This is a genomic window from Agrobacterium sp. K11 (assembly GCF_059429395.1).
The window spans coordinates 24194-39747 of sequence record NZ_JCAHRB010000012.1 but is presented as its reverse complement, the minus strand read 5'-3'; the positions used below and the strand labels follow the sequence as shown (position 1 = coordinate 39747).

General features: G+C 59.5%; 13 protein-coding genes. 7 read left to right on the top strand and 6 right to left on the bottom strand.

Going from position 1 to position 15554, the window contains the following annotated elements; all coding sequences use genetic code 11:
• Position 1 precedes the first annotated feature (1 nt).
• Together AC5SEO_RS21600 and AC5SEO_RS21595 are read right to left on the bottom strand one after the other, a co-directional pair.
• Positions 2–1024 carry an NAD-dependent epimerase gene (locus AC5SEO_RS21600; protein WP_174069011.1) on the bottom strand — a complete coding sequence of 341 codons (1023 nt, stop codon included), beginning with the start codon at positions 1022–1024 and terminating at the stop codon, positions 2–4.
• 86 nt (positions 1025–1110) lie between these two features.
• Complete coding sequence (locus AC5SEO_RS21595; RefSeq protein ID WP_174069012.1) at positions 1111–2442, bottom strand: UDP-glucose dehydrogenase family protein; 1332 nt, start codon at positions 2440–2442, stop codon at positions 1111–1113.
• Positions 2443–2818: 376 nt separating this feature from the next.
• Here AC5SEO_RS21595 and AC5SEO_RS21590 point away from each other — a divergent pair, with 376 nt between their 5' ends.
• Together AC5SEO_RS21590 and AC5SEO_RS21585 are read left to right on the top strand one after the other, a co-directional pair.
• Positions 2819–3706 carry a DMT family transporter gene (locus AC5SEO_RS21590; RefSeq protein WP_004432025.1) on the top strand — a complete coding sequence of 296 codons (888 nt, stop codon included), beginning with the start codon at positions 2819–2821 and terminating at the stop codon, positions 3704–3706.
• A 105-nt stretch (positions 3707–3811) separates the two neighbouring features.
• Positions 3812–4792: a glutathione S-transferase family protein gene (locus AC5SEO_RS21585; RefSeq protein ID WP_174069013.1), complete on the top strand. Its 981-nt coding sequence runs from the start codon at positions 3812–3814 to the stop codon at positions 4790–4792.
• A gap of 4 nt (positions 4793–4796) precedes the next feature.
• Here AC5SEO_RS21585 and AC5SEO_RS21580 read toward each other — a convergent pair whose 3' ends face one another.
• Positions 4797–5699 carry a LysR family transcriptional regulator gene (locus tag AC5SEO_RS21580; RefSeq protein WP_004432029.1) on the bottom strand — a complete coding sequence of 301 codons (903 nt, stop codon included), beginning with the start codon at positions 5697–5699 and terminating at the stop codon, positions 4797–4799.
• 215 nt (positions 5700–5914) lie between these two features.
• Here AC5SEO_RS21580 and amaB point away from each other — a divergent pair, with 215 nt between their 5' ends.
• The 4 genes from amaB to AC5SEO_RS21560 all read left to right on the top strand — a co-directional run bounded on the left by amaB (position 5915) and on the right by AC5SEO_RS21560 (position 10294).
• Entirely contained in the window at positions 5915–7444 is a 1530-nt protein-coding gene (amaB, locus tag AC5SEO_RS21575) for an L-piperidine-6-carboxylate dehydrogenase (protein WP_035199970.1), read from the top strand.
• Positions 7445–7701: 257 nt separating this feature from the next.
• Positions 7702–8655 carry an aliphatic sulfonate ABC transporter substrate-binding protein gene (locus tag AC5SEO_RS21570; RefSeq protein WP_004432036.1) on the top strand — a complete coding sequence of 318 codons (954 nt, stop codon included), beginning with the start codon at positions 7702–7704 and terminating at the stop codon, positions 8653–8655.
• 23 nt (positions 8656–8678) lie between these two features.
• Positions 8679–9458, top strand: coding sequence for an ABC transporter permease subunit (locus AC5SEO_RS21565; RefSeq protein WP_004432039.1), 780 nt, complete (start codon positions 8679–8681; stop codon positions 9456–9458).
• 8 nt (positions 9459–9466) lie between these two features.
• Positions 9467–10294, top strand: coding sequence for an ABC transporter ATP-binding protein (locus AC5SEO_RS21560; RefSeq protein WP_013762128.1), 828 nt, complete (start codon positions 9467–9469; stop codon positions 10292–10294).
• Positions 10295–10337: 43 nt separating this feature from the next.
• Here AC5SEO_RS21560 and putA read toward each other — a convergent pair whose 3' ends face one another.
• Positions 10338–14024, bottom strand: coding sequence for a trifunctional transcriptional regulator/proline dehydrogenase/L-glutamate gamma-semialdehyde dehydrogenase (gene putA / locus AC5SEO_RS21555; protein WP_174069014.1), 3687 nt, complete (start codon positions 14022–14024; stop codon positions 10338–10340).
• A gap of 175 nt (positions 14025–14199) precedes the next feature.
• Between putA and AC5SEO_RS21550 the strand changes: the two genes are divergently transcribed.
• Positions 14200–14670, top strand: coding sequence for an Lrp/AsnC ligand binding domain-containing protein (locus AC5SEO_RS21550; protein ID WP_004432060.1), 471 nt, complete (start codon positions 14200–14202; stop codon positions 14668–14670).
• Between the two features lie 66 nt (positions 14671–14736).
• Here the strand turns inward: AC5SEO_RS21550 and AC5SEO_RS21545 are convergent, their stop codons facing one another.
• Together AC5SEO_RS21545 and AC5SEO_RS21540 are read right to left on the bottom strand one after the other, a co-directional pair.
• On the bottom strand, positions 14737–15303 hold the full coding sequence (locus AC5SEO_RS21545) for an RNA polymerase sigma factor (protein WP_004432061.1): 567 nt from the start codon (positions 15301–15303) through the stop codon (positions 14737–14739).
• A complete protein-coding gene (locus AC5SEO_RS21540; protein ID WP_004432062.1) occupies positions 15303–15509 on the bottom strand; it encodes a NepR family anti-sigma factor in 207 nt (68 codons plus the stop codon). The genes AC5SEO_RS21545 and AC5SEO_RS21540 overlap by 1 nt, the downstream gene beginning before the upstream one ends.
• Between the last annotated feature and the right edge of the window lie 45 nt (positions 15510–15554).

The following is a 15554-nucleotide window of genomic DNA, read 5'->3' as shown; positions in this document are numbered from 1 at the left end:
TTTATTCGCGCAGCTCTGTCGACTGCATGTCACGATACCAGGCGACGAGGGCCTTGATGCCCTCCTCGACCGGGGTTTGCGGCACATAGCCCGTCAAGGCCCTCAGAAGATCGGGTGAAGCGAAGGTGCGGGGGACGTCTCCCTTCTGCATCGGCAACATGTTGCGGATTGCCGGCCTGCCGACCGCCTTTTCGACCGTTTCGACAAAGTGCATCAGCTCTACCGGCTGGCCGCCGCCAATATTGACGATGCGGAACGGTGCGTGGTGCGACAGCGTGTCGGTGACGCCTTCCTCAGTGACCCGGTTTTCCTCGGACGGAATGACCTGGCTCAGCCTGACGATACCTTCAACGAGGTCATCGATATAGGTGAAGTCGCGGCTCATATTGCCTTGGCCGTAAATATCGATCGGCTCGCCGTTCGAGATGGCGTCGACGAATTTGATTGGCGCCATGTCCGGCCGTCCCCACGGTCCGTAAACCGTGAAGAAACGGAAGGCTGTGGTGGGCAATTTGTGGAGATGGGCGTAGCTGTGCGCCATCAATTCCATCGATTTTTTGGTGGCCGCATAAAGCGTCATCGGCTCGTCGGCCTTGTCGCTTTCCGCAAAGGGAATTTTTTCGTTGGCGCCGTAGATGGAGGAAGTCGAAGCCAGCATTAGGTGTTTGACACGCAGGTTCTTGGCAAGCTCCAGCATGTTCCACGATCCGATGAGATTGGAATCGATATAGGCGCGTGGATTTTCGAGGCTGTAGCGAACACCCGCCTGCGCGGCGAGGTGAATTATGATTTCCGGTTCGGCAGCCTCTGCCGCGCGCTTCAGCGCATCCGTGTCTTCCAGCATGCCGATTTCGGCCCTGAAACCGTTGGAGCGGGAAAGGATCGCATGGCGTTTTTCTTTCAGGCTGACATCGTAATATTTCGTCATGCCGTCGAAACCGGTTACGAAATGGCCAGCATCAAGCAGCCGTTTGGCAACGTAAAAACCGATGAAGCCCGCGGTGCCGGTAACCAGATAACGCATGATGACTATATCCCAAATCCGTTGGTGCGTTTGCGGCCGAACCGAAGCGCAAAAACCGTTTTAATGAAACTTCGAAGCCGAAACCGCTATTGGCCCTTGTCGGAACTGCTGTCGTGTGGGCGGCCAATGCCGGCATAAACGAAGCCGTGCCCGGTGACCTCGTCCGTGCGGTAGATATTGCGCAGATCAACCAGAACGGGGGTTTTCATGATGGCCTTCAGGCGCGGCAGATCGAGTGCGCGGAACTGGTTCCATTCCGTCACGATCACGACGGCATCGGCGTCTTCGGCAGCCTCGTAGGGACCGCTGGCATAGTCGATATCCTCGATGACATGGCGGGCATTCACCATTCCCTCCGGATCGTAGCCGACCACCTTGGCGCCGCCGTCCTGGAGGGTCTGGATGATGGCAATTGCCGGGCTGTCGCGCATGTCGTCGGTATTGGGCTTGAAGGTCAGGCCAAGGACGGCGATCTTCTTGCCGCGGACGTCGCCACCCACCGCGTTGATGACCTTGCGGCCCATGGCGCGCTTGCGGTTGTCGTTGATGGCAATGGTGGTCTCAATCAGCCGCACAGGGGCGTCATAGTCCTGTGCGGTCTTGGCAAGCGCCAGCGTATCCTTGGGGAAACAGGAGCCGCCATAACCCGGACCGGCATGCAGGAACTTCGCGCCGATGCGGCCATCGAGGCCGATGCCGCGCGAAATATCCTGAACATTGGCGCCGACCTTTTCGCACAGATCCGCCATTTCGTTGATGAAGGTGATCTTCATCGCCAGAAAGGCGTTGGCGGCATATTTGATCAGTTCCGAAGTGCGCCTGGTGGTGAAGAGCAAAGGCGACTGGTTGAGATAGAGCGGACGGTAAACCTCCGTCATCACCGGGCGGGCGCGCTCGTCGGAAAGACCGACGACGATGCGGTCCGGTCGCTTGAAATCCTCGATGGCCGCGCCTTCCCGCAGAAATTCCGGGTTGGAAACCACGGCAAAATCGGCCGAAGGGTTTTCTTCGCGGATGATGCGTTCCACCTCGTCCCCCGTGCCGACGGGAACGGTGGACTTGGTGACGATGACGGTGAAGCCTTCAAGCGAATGGGCGATTTCTTTCGCCGCCGCATAGACATAACCGAGATCGGCGTGGCCGTCGCCGCGCCGCGAAGGCGTGCCGACCGCGATGAAAACGACATCGGCATTGGCAACCGCGGAGGAGAGATCGGTGGTGAAGCTCAATCGGCCCGCCTTGGCGTTGTTGGCAACGATGACCTCCAGACCCGGTTCGAAGATCGGGATATGGCCGCTTTTCAGCGCTTCGATCTTCTCCGGCATCTTGTCCACGCAGATCACGTCATGGCCGAAATCGGCAAAACACGCACCGGAAACAAGGCCGACATAACCGGCACCGATCATCACTATCCGCATTCTTCTTCCTTTCGGTTCGTGAGGCGATGTTCGCGCAGCAAGCTTCAGGCGAAATCAGCGGGTGCAATCACACCACATTGTTTAGCCGCCTTCACGCTTGCCGCCAAGCGCCACGATCAACACGGGCTAACCTCTTTCCGTGACGGTGATATGATGGCGTCAACGGGACAAATTTGCCGCACCTTGCGGCCATCTGCATCGATGCGGTCGGATCGGGTGTTTTTGCGGCTTTTGCGGCTTGCACTCATAGGTAGCCGGGTCTAGCCATAGGGTGAGGATCAAATCTGCCAGACTGTCTGTCCCTTAAGGGGCGTCCGGGTTGCTTTAAGCGGCCGGGGTGCGCTTTGCGTTGCGGTCGCTGTTCGGGGAAGTTCAAATGCAAAAGGGTTTTCTGCTCGGTCTGTTCGCTTATGCGACCTTTTCCCTGGGCGATGCCACGATCAAGTCGCTTGGATCACAGATCAGCGTTTTCGAGATCGGCTTCTTCAGCATCCTGTTTTCCGGCATCTTCATCTTCTTCAGCAAGCCGCGTGAGGAAAGGTGGCGTGAATTCTGGCGCATGAGCCGTCCGTTTGCGGTGCACGGGCGGGCGATTTCCGGCCTGTTCGCCGGTATTCTCGGTATCTATGCCTTCACAACCATTCCGCTGGCCGAAGCCTATGCGCTGATCTTTCTCTCACCGCTGTTCGTGACAGTGCTGTCGGCTGTCGTATTGAAGGAAGATATAGGGCCATGGCGCTGGGCGGCCGTTCTGGCCGGCATCGTCGGTGTTCTGCTCGTCGTGCGGCCCGGCTTCAAGGCGCTGGAACTCGGGCACGTCGCAGCCATCGGTGTCGCATTCCTGGCGGCGATGACCATCGTGCTGCTCCGCTCGCTTGCGGGCAAGGAGAAGCGCACCTCGATCATGGGCGTGCTTTTGGTCTACGGCCTCACCTTCAACGGCATTGCCTCGATTCCCGAGTTCGTCATGCCCAATCTGCACCAGTTCGCCGCCTTTGCCTTCATCGGCCTTTGCACGGCGACGGGGCAGATAACGCTGCTCGTCGCAACACGTATCGCGCCGGCCAGCCAGATTGCACCCTCGCATTATTCTCAGATCCTCTGGGCCGTGGCGATCGGCATGACTTTCTTCCACGAATATCCGGATGCGATCGCGGTGCTTGGGCTGGGTGTCATCGCCGCATCGGGACTTCTGACGATGATCCGCGAAAGGGTCAGGCTCGGCACGGTTCGCTGGAATCCGTTTTTCCGCAATCGGCTTTGAAGTCATCCATCGATCGGAAACAGTGCGTCAACCGAAGCGCGGCTTGCGGGGTGGGTGCAGACGGCCCCATAAGCTTTTCATCGATAGATGAATGGAGAGCCCAAAATGCTCGTGGATGGAAAGTGGACCGCCGAATGGCACCCGGTGCAGGCGACCGACAAGAAGGGTGGTTTCGTTCGCCAGACATCCGGCTTCCGCAACTGGGTAACGCCTGATGGTTCAGCAGGCCCGACGGGAGAGGGCGGTTTCAAGGCCGAGGCCGGGCGCTATCATCTCTATGTCGCGCTGATTTGTCCATGGGCCTCACGCACCCTGATCGGCCGCAAGCTCAAGAAGCTCGAGGATGTCATTTCGGTCTCAATTGTGGAGCCGGCGCTCTCCGAAGAGGGTTGGAAATTCGGCGATTATCCAGGTTCGGATCGCGACGGGCTGAACGGCTTCGCTTATATGCACGAAGCCTATACCAGCGCCGATCCGCATTATACCGGCCGTGCCACCGTTCCGGTGTTGTGGGACAAGAAGACGAAAACCATCGTCAACAACGAATCCGCCGACATTCTCCGCATGCTGAATTCCGGTTTCGGCGATCTTGCCGATAATGAAATCGATCTTTATCCGGAAGATCTGCGGGACGCGATTGATGCGCTCAACGACCATATCTATCCCCGCCTCAACAACGGTGTCTACAGAACCGGTTTTGCCACCACTCAGCTTGCCTATGAGGAAGCCTTTGCCGACGTCTTCGCGACACTTCAGGAACTTGAAACTCGCCTGGCATCAGGCGGTCCCTTCCTCTTCGGCGATCGCCTGACGGAAACGGATGTCAGGCTTTTCGTGACGCTGGTGCGTTTCGATGCCGCCTATTACGGCCTCTTCAAGTGCAACCTTCGCCGCATTGCAGACTATCGGGCCCTGCAGGCCTATATGATGCGGGTGCTGAACATTCCGGGCGTGCGTGACACGGTCAATATCGACCACATCAAGCGCGGTTATTATTCGATCAAGGCGCTCAATCCGACCCGGATCGTGCCGGTCGGCCCCGATCTGCCGGGGCTTGACGAGGTTTCCATCGGCGGCACTGTGTGAATATCTAGGCCGGCTTGCCGACCTGATCGAGAAGCCATGCCTGGAAGGCGCGGGCGAGGACATTGTCCTGCCGCCCTTCCGGCAGGGCGACGTAATAGCTCTTGTCGGTTTGCAGTGGAATGTCGAAGACGATTTCGAGACGGCCGGAGACGAGTTCCGCCTCGATCAGATATTTCGGCAGAAGGGCAAAGCCGATGCCGCTTATGGCTGCTTCAATGATCATCGAAAACTGGTCGAAACGGCTGCCTCTATAGGCATTCTCCGCCGTTACCCCGTTCATCTCCAGCCACTCAGTCCATAGTTTCGGCCGTGTGGTCACGTGCAGCAACGGTTGGCGGTTAAAATCCTCCGGCTCTCTCATTCCCGCGCGCTGAAGCAGAGCGGGGCTGGCGACCGGCACGATCACTTCGTTGCATAAAAAGGTGCAGGTGCCGTGCGCCCAGACCGGCTGGCCGTAATGTATGGCGAGGTCGAAACCTTCCTCATCGAAATCGAAAGGGTGCGAGCGCGAGCCTATGGTGATGGTCATTTCCGGGTTGGCGTCGATGAAGCGGTGCAGACGCGGCATCAGCCAGCGGCTGCCGAAGGTTGGCAGGGTGGCGACGGAGAGCGATGCATGAGATGTTCCGGCCGAGACCGCGCGCACCATCAGCTGTTCGGATTGCTGCAACAGGCGCCGCACGTCTGGCAGGAATTTGCGACCCGCTTCCGACAGGACGACGCGCCGGCGGATGCGTTCGAAAAGCTGCATTCCGGTCTGCGCCTCGAGTTCGCCGATCTGCCGGCTGACCGCACTTTGCGTGAGGTTGAGTTCTTCCGCCGCACGGGTAAAATTCCCATGCCTTGCGGCACACTCGAATGCTTGCAGGGTTACGATATCAGGGACCAGTCTTCTGCGCGGATCCATACCATTCTCGCATCAACTTACCCGCTTTCCTCATTGGAAAAGGGTCGTTATGGCCATATATGATTACGGGAAAGAATGGAACGGTGTTTTGCCGGCTTCGACGGAGGCCCCGTTTCACAAAATGATAAACTCGGGGAAAGAACAGCGACGGGAGTTGAAAGCGCCGTATCAAAAACGGCCTTTCCTCCCCTTTGAGCCAAAAAGGATAATTTGACATGGATGCGACCACGAAGCTTGACGTGAAACAGGAAGCCGCGGCCCTGCTCGACAGAATGGGCGTCGCCCGCGATCTTTATACCGGCGGCGATATGGCGTCGTTCAGCCCGGTAACGGGTGAACAGATCGCAAGCCTCAAGACCATTTCGGTCGAGGGTGTCGCAGCCGTGGTCGATAAGGCCGATGCCGCCTTCAAGGTTTGGCGCAACGTGCCTGCTCCGCGCCGTGGCGAACTGATCCGGCTTCTGGGCGAAGAACTGCGCTTCTTCAAGGCAGATCTCGGTCGGCTCGTCTCGCTGGAAGCGGGCAAGGTCCCGTCCGAAGGTCTCGGCGAAGTGCAGGAGATGATCGATATCTGCGATTTCGCGGTCGGTTTGTCCCGCCAGCTTTACGGCCTCACCATCGCCACCGAACGCCCCGGCCACCGTATGATGGAAACCTGGCATCCGCTCGGCGTTGTCGGCGTTATCTCCGCTTTCAATTTTCCGGTCGCGGTCTGGTCGTGGAACGCGGCGCTCGCGCTAGTCTGCGGCAATTCGGTGGTCTGGAAGCCATCTGAAAAGACCCCGCTGACGGCACTTGCGGTTCAGGGCATCTTCGAACGTGCCGTAGCCCGTTTTGGCGATGCGCCGGAAGGGCTGTCGCAGCTTCTGATCGGCGACCGCGCCGTTGGTGAAGCATTGGTGGACAACCCCAAGGTTCCCCTGGTTTCTGCCACCGGTTCCACCCGCATGGGCCGCGATGTCGGCCCGCGTCTGGCGAAGCGCTTCGCCCGCGCCATTCTGGAACTGGGCGGCAACAATGCCGGCATCGTCTGCCCGTCTGCCGATCTCGACATGGCGCTGCGCGCCATTGCCTTCGGCGCCATGGGCACGGCCGGCCAGCGCTGCACCACGCTTCGCCGTCTCTTCGTGCATGACAGTGTTTACGACCAGCTCGTGCCGCGTCTGAAAAAGGCCTACGCCTCCGTCTCCGTCGGCAATCCGCTCGAAACATCGGCGCTTGTCGGACCGCTGGTGGACAAGGCGGCTTTCGACGGCATGCAGAAGGCGCTCGAAGCGGCCAAGGCGCATGACGGCGTGGTGAATGGCGGCGGGCGAGTGGATACGGGTGCGCCGGATGCCTATTATGTAAAGCCGGCACTTGTCGAAATGCCTGAACAGGCGGGGCCGGTGTTGGAAGAGACGTTCGCGCCGATCCTTTATGTGATGAAGTACAGCGATCTCGATCAGGCGATTGACGCGCATAACGCCGTTGCCGCTGGTCTGTCGTCGTCGATCTTCACCCGTGACATTCAGGAATCAGAACGTTTCCTGTCCTCGGAAGGCTCGGATTGCGGCATCGCCAACGTCAATATCGGAACCTCGGGCGCGGAAATCGGCGGCGCATTCGGTGGTGAAAAGGAAACCGGCGGTGGCCGCGAATCCGGTTCGGATGCATGGAAGGCCTATATGCGCCGCGCCACCAACACCATCAACTACTCCAAGGCGCTGCCTTTGGCGCAGGGCGTTTCCTTCGATATCGAGTAAATCGCTTCGCAAGTTTGCGCGTTCGATAGCGATATTGATCCATCATGCCGGTGCGGCCAGTCCGCACCGGCATTCGTCTGTTAAGCAGGCTTGTTAATGCCTCCTGCGATGATTTGCGGGAAAGAGGCGTCTCTGCGGAATTTTATTCCCGCAATATCGCTGATATTGAATTATCCTCTCTCTATCGTTTTCATCGAAAACCCTAGCATTGCTCCATATCGCAAACCGGCCCCAGGGGTCGGCGACAAGGAGCTAAAATGCCAGCCATTACCCGTCGTGCCCTCTCCGCCAGTTTTCTTGTTGCCGCTGCATTATCCGTGCTGCCCTTGCAGGCGCAGGCGGCGGAAGAGCTGAAGATCGGTTATCAGAAAACCGGCCTGCCGGTGATCGCGAGGCAACAGGGCGTTATCGAAAAGGCGCTTGAGGCCAAGGGCGTCAAGGTTTCGTGGGTCGAATTCACCGCAGGCCCGCCGCTGGTGGAGGCCTTGAATGTTGGCTCCATCAATGTCGGCTGGACGGGCGATGCGCCGCCAATCTTCGGTCAGGCGGCCGGTTCGGCCATCGTTTACGTTGCGGCTCTTCCCTCAAACGGTAAGGGTGAGGCGATCTTCACCAAGCCCGAGAGCGGTATAAAGTCGGTTGCCGATCTGAAGGGCAAGAAGGTCGGCGTCGGCAAGGGCACAAGCGCCCACAATCTGCTGGTGGCGGCAATTGAGAAGAACGGCCTGAAATTTAGCGATATCGACGTGGTCTATCTCAGCCCTGCTGACGCGGCGGCAGCCTTTGCCAGCGACAAGATCGACGCCTGGGCCGTCTGGGATCCGTTCTATGCAATTGCCGAGACCCGCTATAAGCCCGTCACTCTGGCCCGCACCAGCGAGGTTCTCAACGTGAGCACCTATTTCCTCGCCAACCGCGACTATGCCAAATCCCATGCCGACACCATCAATATCACGCTTGATGCCCTGGGCGAGGCGGCCAAATGGTCCGCCGCCAACCGCGACAAGGTTGCGGCAGCCCTGCATGAGGTGACAGGTGTACCGCTGGAAGCGCAGACGCTGGCTGCGAACCGTTCAGAATTCGGTATTTCGAAAATCGATGACAAGATCATTGCCAGCCAGCAGGAAACTGCCGACCGCTTTTATCGCCTGGGCCTGATCCCTAAGCAGATCAGCATCAAGGATGCCGTCTGGTCAGGCGCCACCAACTGATCCCGGATACGGAGGGTTTCGCGATGAGCATCAGAAGGCGTATCGAGGCTGGAAGCATCACGGGCTGGTTGCTTCCTGCCATCATTCTTGCCGGCTGGGAGCTTGCTGCCCGCGTCGGTCTCATTTCGGCAAACGTCCTGCCGGCTCCCTCTGCCGTCGCGGAAGCCTTCTGGCGGCTTTTGCTTTCAGGGGAACTCATCGCCAATATCGGTGTCAGCTCCGCTCGCGCTCTGGCCGGTTTCGCCGTTGGCGGCGCGATTGGCTTCATCTTCGGGCTGGCCAACGGACTGTCGCGGTTTTCCCGCAGCTTTACCGACACGACGCTGCAGATGATCCGCAACATCCCGCATCTGGCGCTCATTCCGCTCGTCATCCTCTGGTTCGGCATCGACGAGGAGGCAAAGCTTTTCCTCGTGGCACTCGGAGTGTTTTTCCCCATCTACATCAACACGCTGCTCGGCATTCAGGGGGTCGATCCGCAACTGGTGGAGATGGGGCGTACCTATGGCATGTCGCCCTTCACCCTGTTCCGGCGAGTGATCCTGCCCGGCGCGCTGCCGTCCATTTTCACCGGCCTGCGTTATGCGCTCGGCATCATGTGGCTGACGCTTATCGTGGCGGAAACAATTTCCTCCTCTTCCGGCCTCGGCTACATGGCCATGCAGGCGCGCGAGTTCCTGCTGATCGATGTCGTCGTGCTGTCGATCCTTATTTACGCGCTTCTTGGCAAGCTGGCGGACAGTTTCGCCCGCTTCCTCGAAAGCATCTTCCTGCAGTGGCATCCAGCCTTCAAGAAAGTCTGAGGTAACCCATGTCGACCAGCAATGTTACGACGTTGAGACGCCCCGATGCCCCATCATCCTCCCCTTCCGGGGCAGAGACCAAGGTTGAGCAGCGCGGCAAGCAGAACGACAGCAAGGTCGCTTTCAGCTTCCGCAATGTGACCAAGACCTTTGGCGATAAACCGGTTCTGCGCGGCATCGATCTCGATGTGCGGGAAGGCGAGTTTCTGGCTATTATCGGCAAGAGTGGATGCGGCAAGAGCACGCTTCTGCGTATCTTGGCCGGTCTTGATGCGCCCACAAGCGGCACCGTTTCGAAAGACGCATCGAGCCGCACTCGCATGATGTTTCAGGAGCCGCGCCTTCTGCCATGGGAGCGGATCGCAAACAATGTATCCGTGGGCCTGACCGGCATCGCCAAAGGTGAGGCGGCCAACGAGCAGGCTCGTGCCATTCTCGAAGAGGTTGGGTTAAAGGACCGGGCGGGCGAGTGGCCCTATGTCCTGTCTGGAGGCCAGAAGCAGCGCGTGGCGCTGGCACGCGCGCTGGTGGCGCATCCGCAAATTCTGGCGCTGGATGAACCCCTCGGGGCGCTCGATGCACTCACCCGCATCGAAATGCAGCTTCTGCTGGAGCGCATCTGGCGCAAGCAGAAATTCACCGCCGTTCTCGTTACGCACGATGTTTCGGAAGCTGTCGCACTTGCAGACCGCATCGTCGTGATTGATGAGGGGCGCATCGCGCTTGATCTCGATGTGAAACTGCCGCGTCCGCGCCGACACGGCACCCCGGAATTCGCGCGGCTTGAAGAGCAGGTTCTGAACCAGCTTTTCGGTCGTGGTGAAATCGGTGGGTGATGTGATGGACCGGCAGGGTCGAGACCCTGCCGGAACCAGATAATCAGCCAATGCTCATCAGGCTGGCATTGCCGCCGGCAGCCGTTGTGTTGACGCTGACGGAGACTTCTTCCACCAGCCAGTCGAGATTGTAGGGCTGGGTTTCACGGTCAAGCGCTTCCGTCGTGGCGGCCTGAACCAGAACCAGAGGACCGGGCAGGGCGGCGATTTTCTTGTTGATCGCAACGACACGTTCCGCATCGCCCTCGATCAGCGCGCCGGCGAACGGTGCGGATTTTTCCCAGCTGTCAGCCCATGTGATGCGCGAGGTGACGGTTGCCGGCAATCCGTAGATCGACTTTTCCAGCCCCGACGCATTATCGATAACGACCGAGTTGCCGGTGGCAAGCGCTGCCGCAAGCTGGCGATAGAGCCCTTGCTCGGTGGCCGGAATAAGCAGCACCTTGCCGCGCGGATGCAGCGCATAGACGTTGCGTTCGCCGACTGGGCCTGCCAGTTCGGTTTCGAAACCGAGGCCGGAGAGGGCTGCGGCCTGTCTTGCGGCTTCGGCTGCAACGCTCTGGCCGTTTTCATCCAGCCAGCGGGCGAGATCGACAGCCGCCTGGTCCTGCTGGCTGGCAACGCGGTCGATCTTCGGCGCGGTTTGTGTGACGCGGCCGAGATAGAGCGGACCGCCCGCCTTGGGGCCGGTGCCGGAGAGGCCACGCCCGCCAAAGGGCTGGACGCCGACCACGGCGCCGATGATGTTGCGGTTCACATAGAGATTACCGGCCGCGACGCGCGACAGGACATGCTGGATGGTATCGTCAAGACGCGTATGCAGGCCGAAGGTCAGGCCATAGCCGGTGGCGTTGATCTCGTCGATCAGCCGGTCGAGATTGTCGCGCTTGAACCGGATGACGTGCAGCACCGGCCCGAAGACCTCTTTCTTCAGATCGGCGAGCGATTTCATCTCGATGATTGTCGGTGGCACGAACGTGCCCTTGCCGGTCTCGCCGGCAAGCGAAATCTGCTCGATCCGGTGGCCGAGTGCGCGCATGTGGTCGACGTGTTTTTCGATGATGCCTTTAGCTTCAGCGGTGATCACGGGGCCGACATCGACGGAAAGGCTATCGGTGCGCCCGATGCGCAATTCGTGCAGCGCGCCTTTCAGCATCGTCAGGGTGCGGTCGGCCACATCTTCCTGCAGGCAGAGAATGCGAAGCGCCGAGCAACGCTGGCCGGCACTGTCGAAGGCAGAGGCGATGACGTCGGCGACGACCTGCTCGGCAAGCGCTGAGGAATCGACGATCATGGCGTTCTGGCCGCCGGTCTCGGCAATCAGGGGAACGGGCTGGCCGTTTGCGAGAACCCGGCCTGCGAGTTGACCCTGGATGAGGCGCGCCACTTCCGTGGATCCGGTGAACATCACACCCGCCGTGAGCGCTGAGCCGACAAGTGCCGCACCGGTCTTGCCGTCACCTGGCAGAAGCTGCACGGCGTCCTGCGGAACGCCTGCCTCATGCAGCAGGCGCACACCCTGCGCGGCGATCAACGGGGTTTCTTCGGCGGGCTTTGCCAGTACCGAATTACCGGCAACCAGTGCTGCCGTTACCTGACCGATGAAGATGGCAAGCGGGAAGTTCCACGGGCTGATGCAGACGACCGGGCCGAGCGGTGTCTCGTCGGCCTTGAAGGTCTTCCGGGCTTCCGCTGCGTAATAGCGCAGGAAGTCAATCGCCTCGCGCACCTCGGCAATGGCGTTCGGCATGGATTTTCCGGCCTCGCGCATGATGAGGCCAAGCAGGGCCGGCATCTCGGCCTGCATCCGGTCGGCAGCGCGCTCCAGGCAGGCGGCGCGCTCCTCGACCGGCGTGGAAGACCAGTGGGAGGCTGCGGCCCGTTGCATTGCCGCCTCGACATCGGCCTCTGTCGGTTCGGTTACATAACCGACGACATCATTGTGGTCGCCGGGATTGAGGACCGGGCGTGTCTTTCCGCCTGCATGCGGTGCTGCGGCTTTCCATTCCGTCGTCGCACCTGCCTTAAGGACGTTGTCCAGCGCGGCAAGTGCCGTTTCATTCGAAAGATCGAGGCCGGCGGAATTTGCCCGTTCGGGGCCGAAGAGACCAGCGGGTGCAGCAATGCGGTCGTGCCGTGCGCCGGGAACGGGGTAGGCCTTGACCACGGTGACCGGATCTTCCAGCAGGGAAGCCACCGGTACGGCGGGATCCGCTATGCGGTTGACGAAGGAGGAGTTCGCGCCGTTTTCCAGCAGACGGCGGACGAGATAGGCAAGCAGCGTCTCGTGGGTGCCGACAGGCGCATAAAAGCGGCAGGGACGATCGAGCTTCTTCTTGCCGACGACTTCGCTGTAAAGCGGTTCGCCCATGCCGTGCAGGCACTGGAACTCATAATCACCGAGTTTGAAGTCCGGACCGGCGAGATGGTAGATGGTAGCCATGGACTGGGCGTTGTGGGTCGCAAATTGCGGGAACACGACGTCACGCGCGGCAAGCAGCTTGCGGGCGCAGGCGATATAGGAGACATCCGTGTGCACTTTGCGGGTGAAGACCGGGAAGTCTTCCAGCCCGTCCACCTGTGCGCGCTTGATCTCCGCATCCCAGTAGGCGCCCTTGACAAGACGCACCATGATGCGGCGACCGGCACGTCGGGCGAGATCGATGATGTAGTCGAGAACAAAGGGGCAGCGGCGGCCATAGGCCTGCACAACGAAGCCTAGGCCGTTCCAACCGGCAAGATCCTTGTCGAGCGCCAGTTCCTCCAGAAGATCGAGCGACAGTTCCAGCCGGTCAGCTTCCTCGGCGTCAATGTTGAGGCCGATATCGTATTTCTTGCTGAGCAGCATCAGGGATTTCACACGCGGCAGAAGCTCCGCTATTACCCGCTCTGCCTGCGCACGGGCATAACGCGGATGCAGGGCCGAAAGCTTGATGGAAATTCCGGGGCCACCATAGATGCCACGCCCGGCGGAGGCCTTGCCGATGGCGTGGATGGCGTTTTCGTAGTCCTTGTAATAACGCTCCGCATCCTTGGCGGTGGTCGCCGCTTCGCCGAGCATGTCGTAGGAATATTGGAAACCCTGTTCCTCCAGCGGTTTCGAGCGCTTGATCGCTTCCCCAATCGTTTCGCCGGTCACGAATTGCTCGCCCATCATGCGCATCGCCATATCGACGCCGCGGCGAATGACGGGTTCGCCAGCCCGGGCGATCAGCTTGGTCAGAGCCGCCGAAAGGCCGCTGTCATTGACCGTCGAGGTCAGCTTGCCGGTGATGACGAGACCCCAGGTTGCGGCGTTGACGAACAGCGAGCGCCCGCCGCCAATGTGGGACTTCCAGTCGCCGCGGGCGATCTTGTCGCGGATCAGCGCATCGCGGGTGGCGGTGTCGGGAATGCGCAGCAGTGCTTCGGCAAGGCACATCAGGGCCACGCCCTCATGGCTGGAGAGCGAATATTCCTGCACCAGCCCCTCGACGCCGGTGCCTTTCGTCTTGGCGCGCAACGCCTCGATCAGCTTGGTTGCCGTGGTGCGAATGGCTGCGGCCTGCTCGGGCGTGACGGTCGCAGCATCGATCAGAGGCGCCAGGCACTCTTCCTCTGGGCGGCGGTAAGCGGCGGTAATTGCTTTGCGCAACGGGCTCTGCTCGCGCACGGGCGGTGCAAAATTCTGGAAAATACCGTTCACCGTCTGCTGCGGGTTTACATCGGCTTTGCTTGCACCATCGGCCATTCTGAAAATCCTGAAAAAGCTGTTGAAGACAGACTGTCAGCGGCAGCGTGTCCTCCGCTCGCCGCTTGTCATTCTGCTGTGTACAATATCATTGCCGTAAAAATTGCTATGGTCCTATTTTGAGGATAGAACAGGCCATATGAACTTTTATTATTCAAAATTGGCGTGAAATCACATGGCTAATAGTCATAAAACAGACGATCTGGACCACTTCGATCTCAAGATTCTCGAGGCCCTCAGCGAAGACGGGCGCATGTCGGTGCTGCAACTGTCGAAAAGGGTCGGCCTCTCCAAGACGCCGTGCCAGACGCGGCTCAAGCGGTTGGTGGATGAAGGTTATATTCTGGGCTTCCGTGCGGTGCTCAATCCGCAGAAACTAGGCGTCGACCATATCGCCTTCGCCGAGGTCAAGCTTTCCGACACACGCGAAAAGGCACTTGAGGAATTCAACACGGCGGTGCGCAAGATCAAGGAGGTGGAGGAATGCCACATGATCGCCGGCGCCTTCGATTATCTACTGAAGGTGCGCACCAGCGATATCCGCAAATACCGAAGGGTGCTCGGCGAAAAAATCTCCAGCCTTCCATCGGTTTCCAACACTTCGACATTCGTCGTGATGCAGTCGGTCAAGGAGACCGGTATCTGACAAAGCGGCGAAGAAAAACGGGCAGGCACGAGCCTACCCGTCTAATGCTTTGCGAATTCTGCCAGCTCAGCGCGCGGTGGCTGCGGCGGTAACGGCGCTCATCTGCGCGTCAGGACCGAACTCGTTTTCGTTTTCGATGCCGAGAAGCTCCTGCAGGCGCAATCGCGCGCGGCTGACACGGCTCTTGATCGTGCCAACCGGGCAACCGCAAATCTCGGCTGCTTCTTCGTACGCAAAGCCCGAGGCGCCGATCAGCAAGATCGCTTCGCGCTGATCGTCGGGCAACTTTGCAAGTGCCGTACGAAAATCCTGAAGATCGACCGAACCATGCTGCTCTGGCGGCACCGACAGGCGCGAGGTGTAAACCCCGTCGGTATCCTGTACTTCGCGGCCGGACTTGCGAATCTGGCTGTAGAATTCGTTACGCAGGATCGTCACCAGCCATGCGCGCATGTTGGTTCCGGGCTGGAAACTCTCCTGTTTCGCCCAGGCCTTCATGATCGTATCCTGCACGAGGTCGTCAGCGCGATCCCTCGAACGGATGAGTGAGATCGCGAATGCGCGCAGGTTTGGCAGTGCCGCCAGCATTTCCCGTTTGAAATTGTATTCTGTCTGCTCCGGCTCTTTCGCCATCATTCCCCCGAAGCCTTGTCTTTGGCTCTGTTTTCGGCTTCATCGAGTTTCTCGAGAAGATCGAGGAATTTGTCAGGGATGCCTTCTTCCTGAACAGCATCGTAGAGTTCCCTGAGCTTGCGGGAAATCACCGCACGTCCAGAGTGCGGGACCTGAGGGTTGGCCGGATTGTCCGGAGAATCTTGGTCCGATTGAAATATGTTCATAACGTCCGGTATTCCTTTTGTGTCGTGGCAAGAATGCGCGATGAA

What these genes read in the sequence shown, in the direction of transcription:
- AC5SEO_RS21545 (WP_004432061.1), bottom strand. Translation starts at nt 15,303, where the DNA reads ATGGCGAAAGAGCCGGAGCAGACAGAATACAATTTCAAACGGGAAATG.
- AC5SEO_RS21550 (WP_004432060.1), top strand. Translation starts at nt 14,200, where the DNA reads ATGGCTAATAGTCATAAAACAGACGATCTGGACCACTTCGATCTCAAG.
- AC5SEO_RS21590 (WP_004432025.1), top strand. Translation starts at nt 2,819, where the DNA reads ATGCAAAAGGGTTTTCTGCTCGGTCTGTTCGCTTATGCGACCTTTTCC.
- AC5SEO_RS21595 (WP_174069012.1), bottom strand. Translation starts at nt 2,442, where the DNA reads ATGCGGATAGTGATGATCGGTGCCGGTTATGTCGGCCTTGTTTCCGGT.
- AC5SEO_RS21540 (WP_004432062.1), bottom strand. Translation starts at nt 15,509, where the DNA reads ATGAACATATTTCAATCGGACCAAGATTCTCCGGACAATCCGGCCAAC.
- AC5SEO_RS21600 (WP_174069011.1), bottom strand. Translation starts at nt 1,024, where the DNA reads ATGCGTTATCTGGTTACCGGCACCGCGGGCTTCATCGGTTTTTACGTT.
- AC5SEO_RS21585 (WP_174069013.1), top strand. Translation starts at nt 3,812, where the DNA reads ATGCTCGTGGATGGAAAGTGGACCGCCGAATGGCACCCGGTGCAGGCG.
- amaB (WP_035199970.1), top strand. Translation starts at nt 5,915, where the DNA reads ATGGATGCGACCACGAAGCTTGACGTGAAACAGGAAGCCGCGGCCCTG.
- putA (WP_174069014.1), bottom strand. Translation starts at nt 14,024, where the DNA reads ATGGCCGATGGTGCAAGCAAAGCCGATGTAAACCCGCAGCAGACGGTG.
- AC5SEO_RS21565 (WP_004432039.1), top strand. Translation starts at nt 8,679, where the DNA reads ATGAGCATCAGAAGGCGTATCGAGGCTGGAAGCATCACGGGCTGGTTG.
- AC5SEO_RS21560 (WP_013762128.1), top strand. Translation starts at nt 9,467, where the DNA reads ATGTCGACCAGCAATGTTACGACGTTGAGACGCCCCGATGCCCCATCA.
- AC5SEO_RS21580 (WP_004432029.1), bottom strand. Translation starts at nt 5,699, where the DNA reads ATGGATCCGCGCAGAAGACTGGTCCCTGATATCGTAACCCTGCAAGCA.
- AC5SEO_RS21570 (WP_004432036.1), top strand. Translation starts at nt 7,702, where the DNA reads ATGCCAGCCATTACCCGTCGTGCCCTCTCCGCCAGTTTTCTTGTTGCC.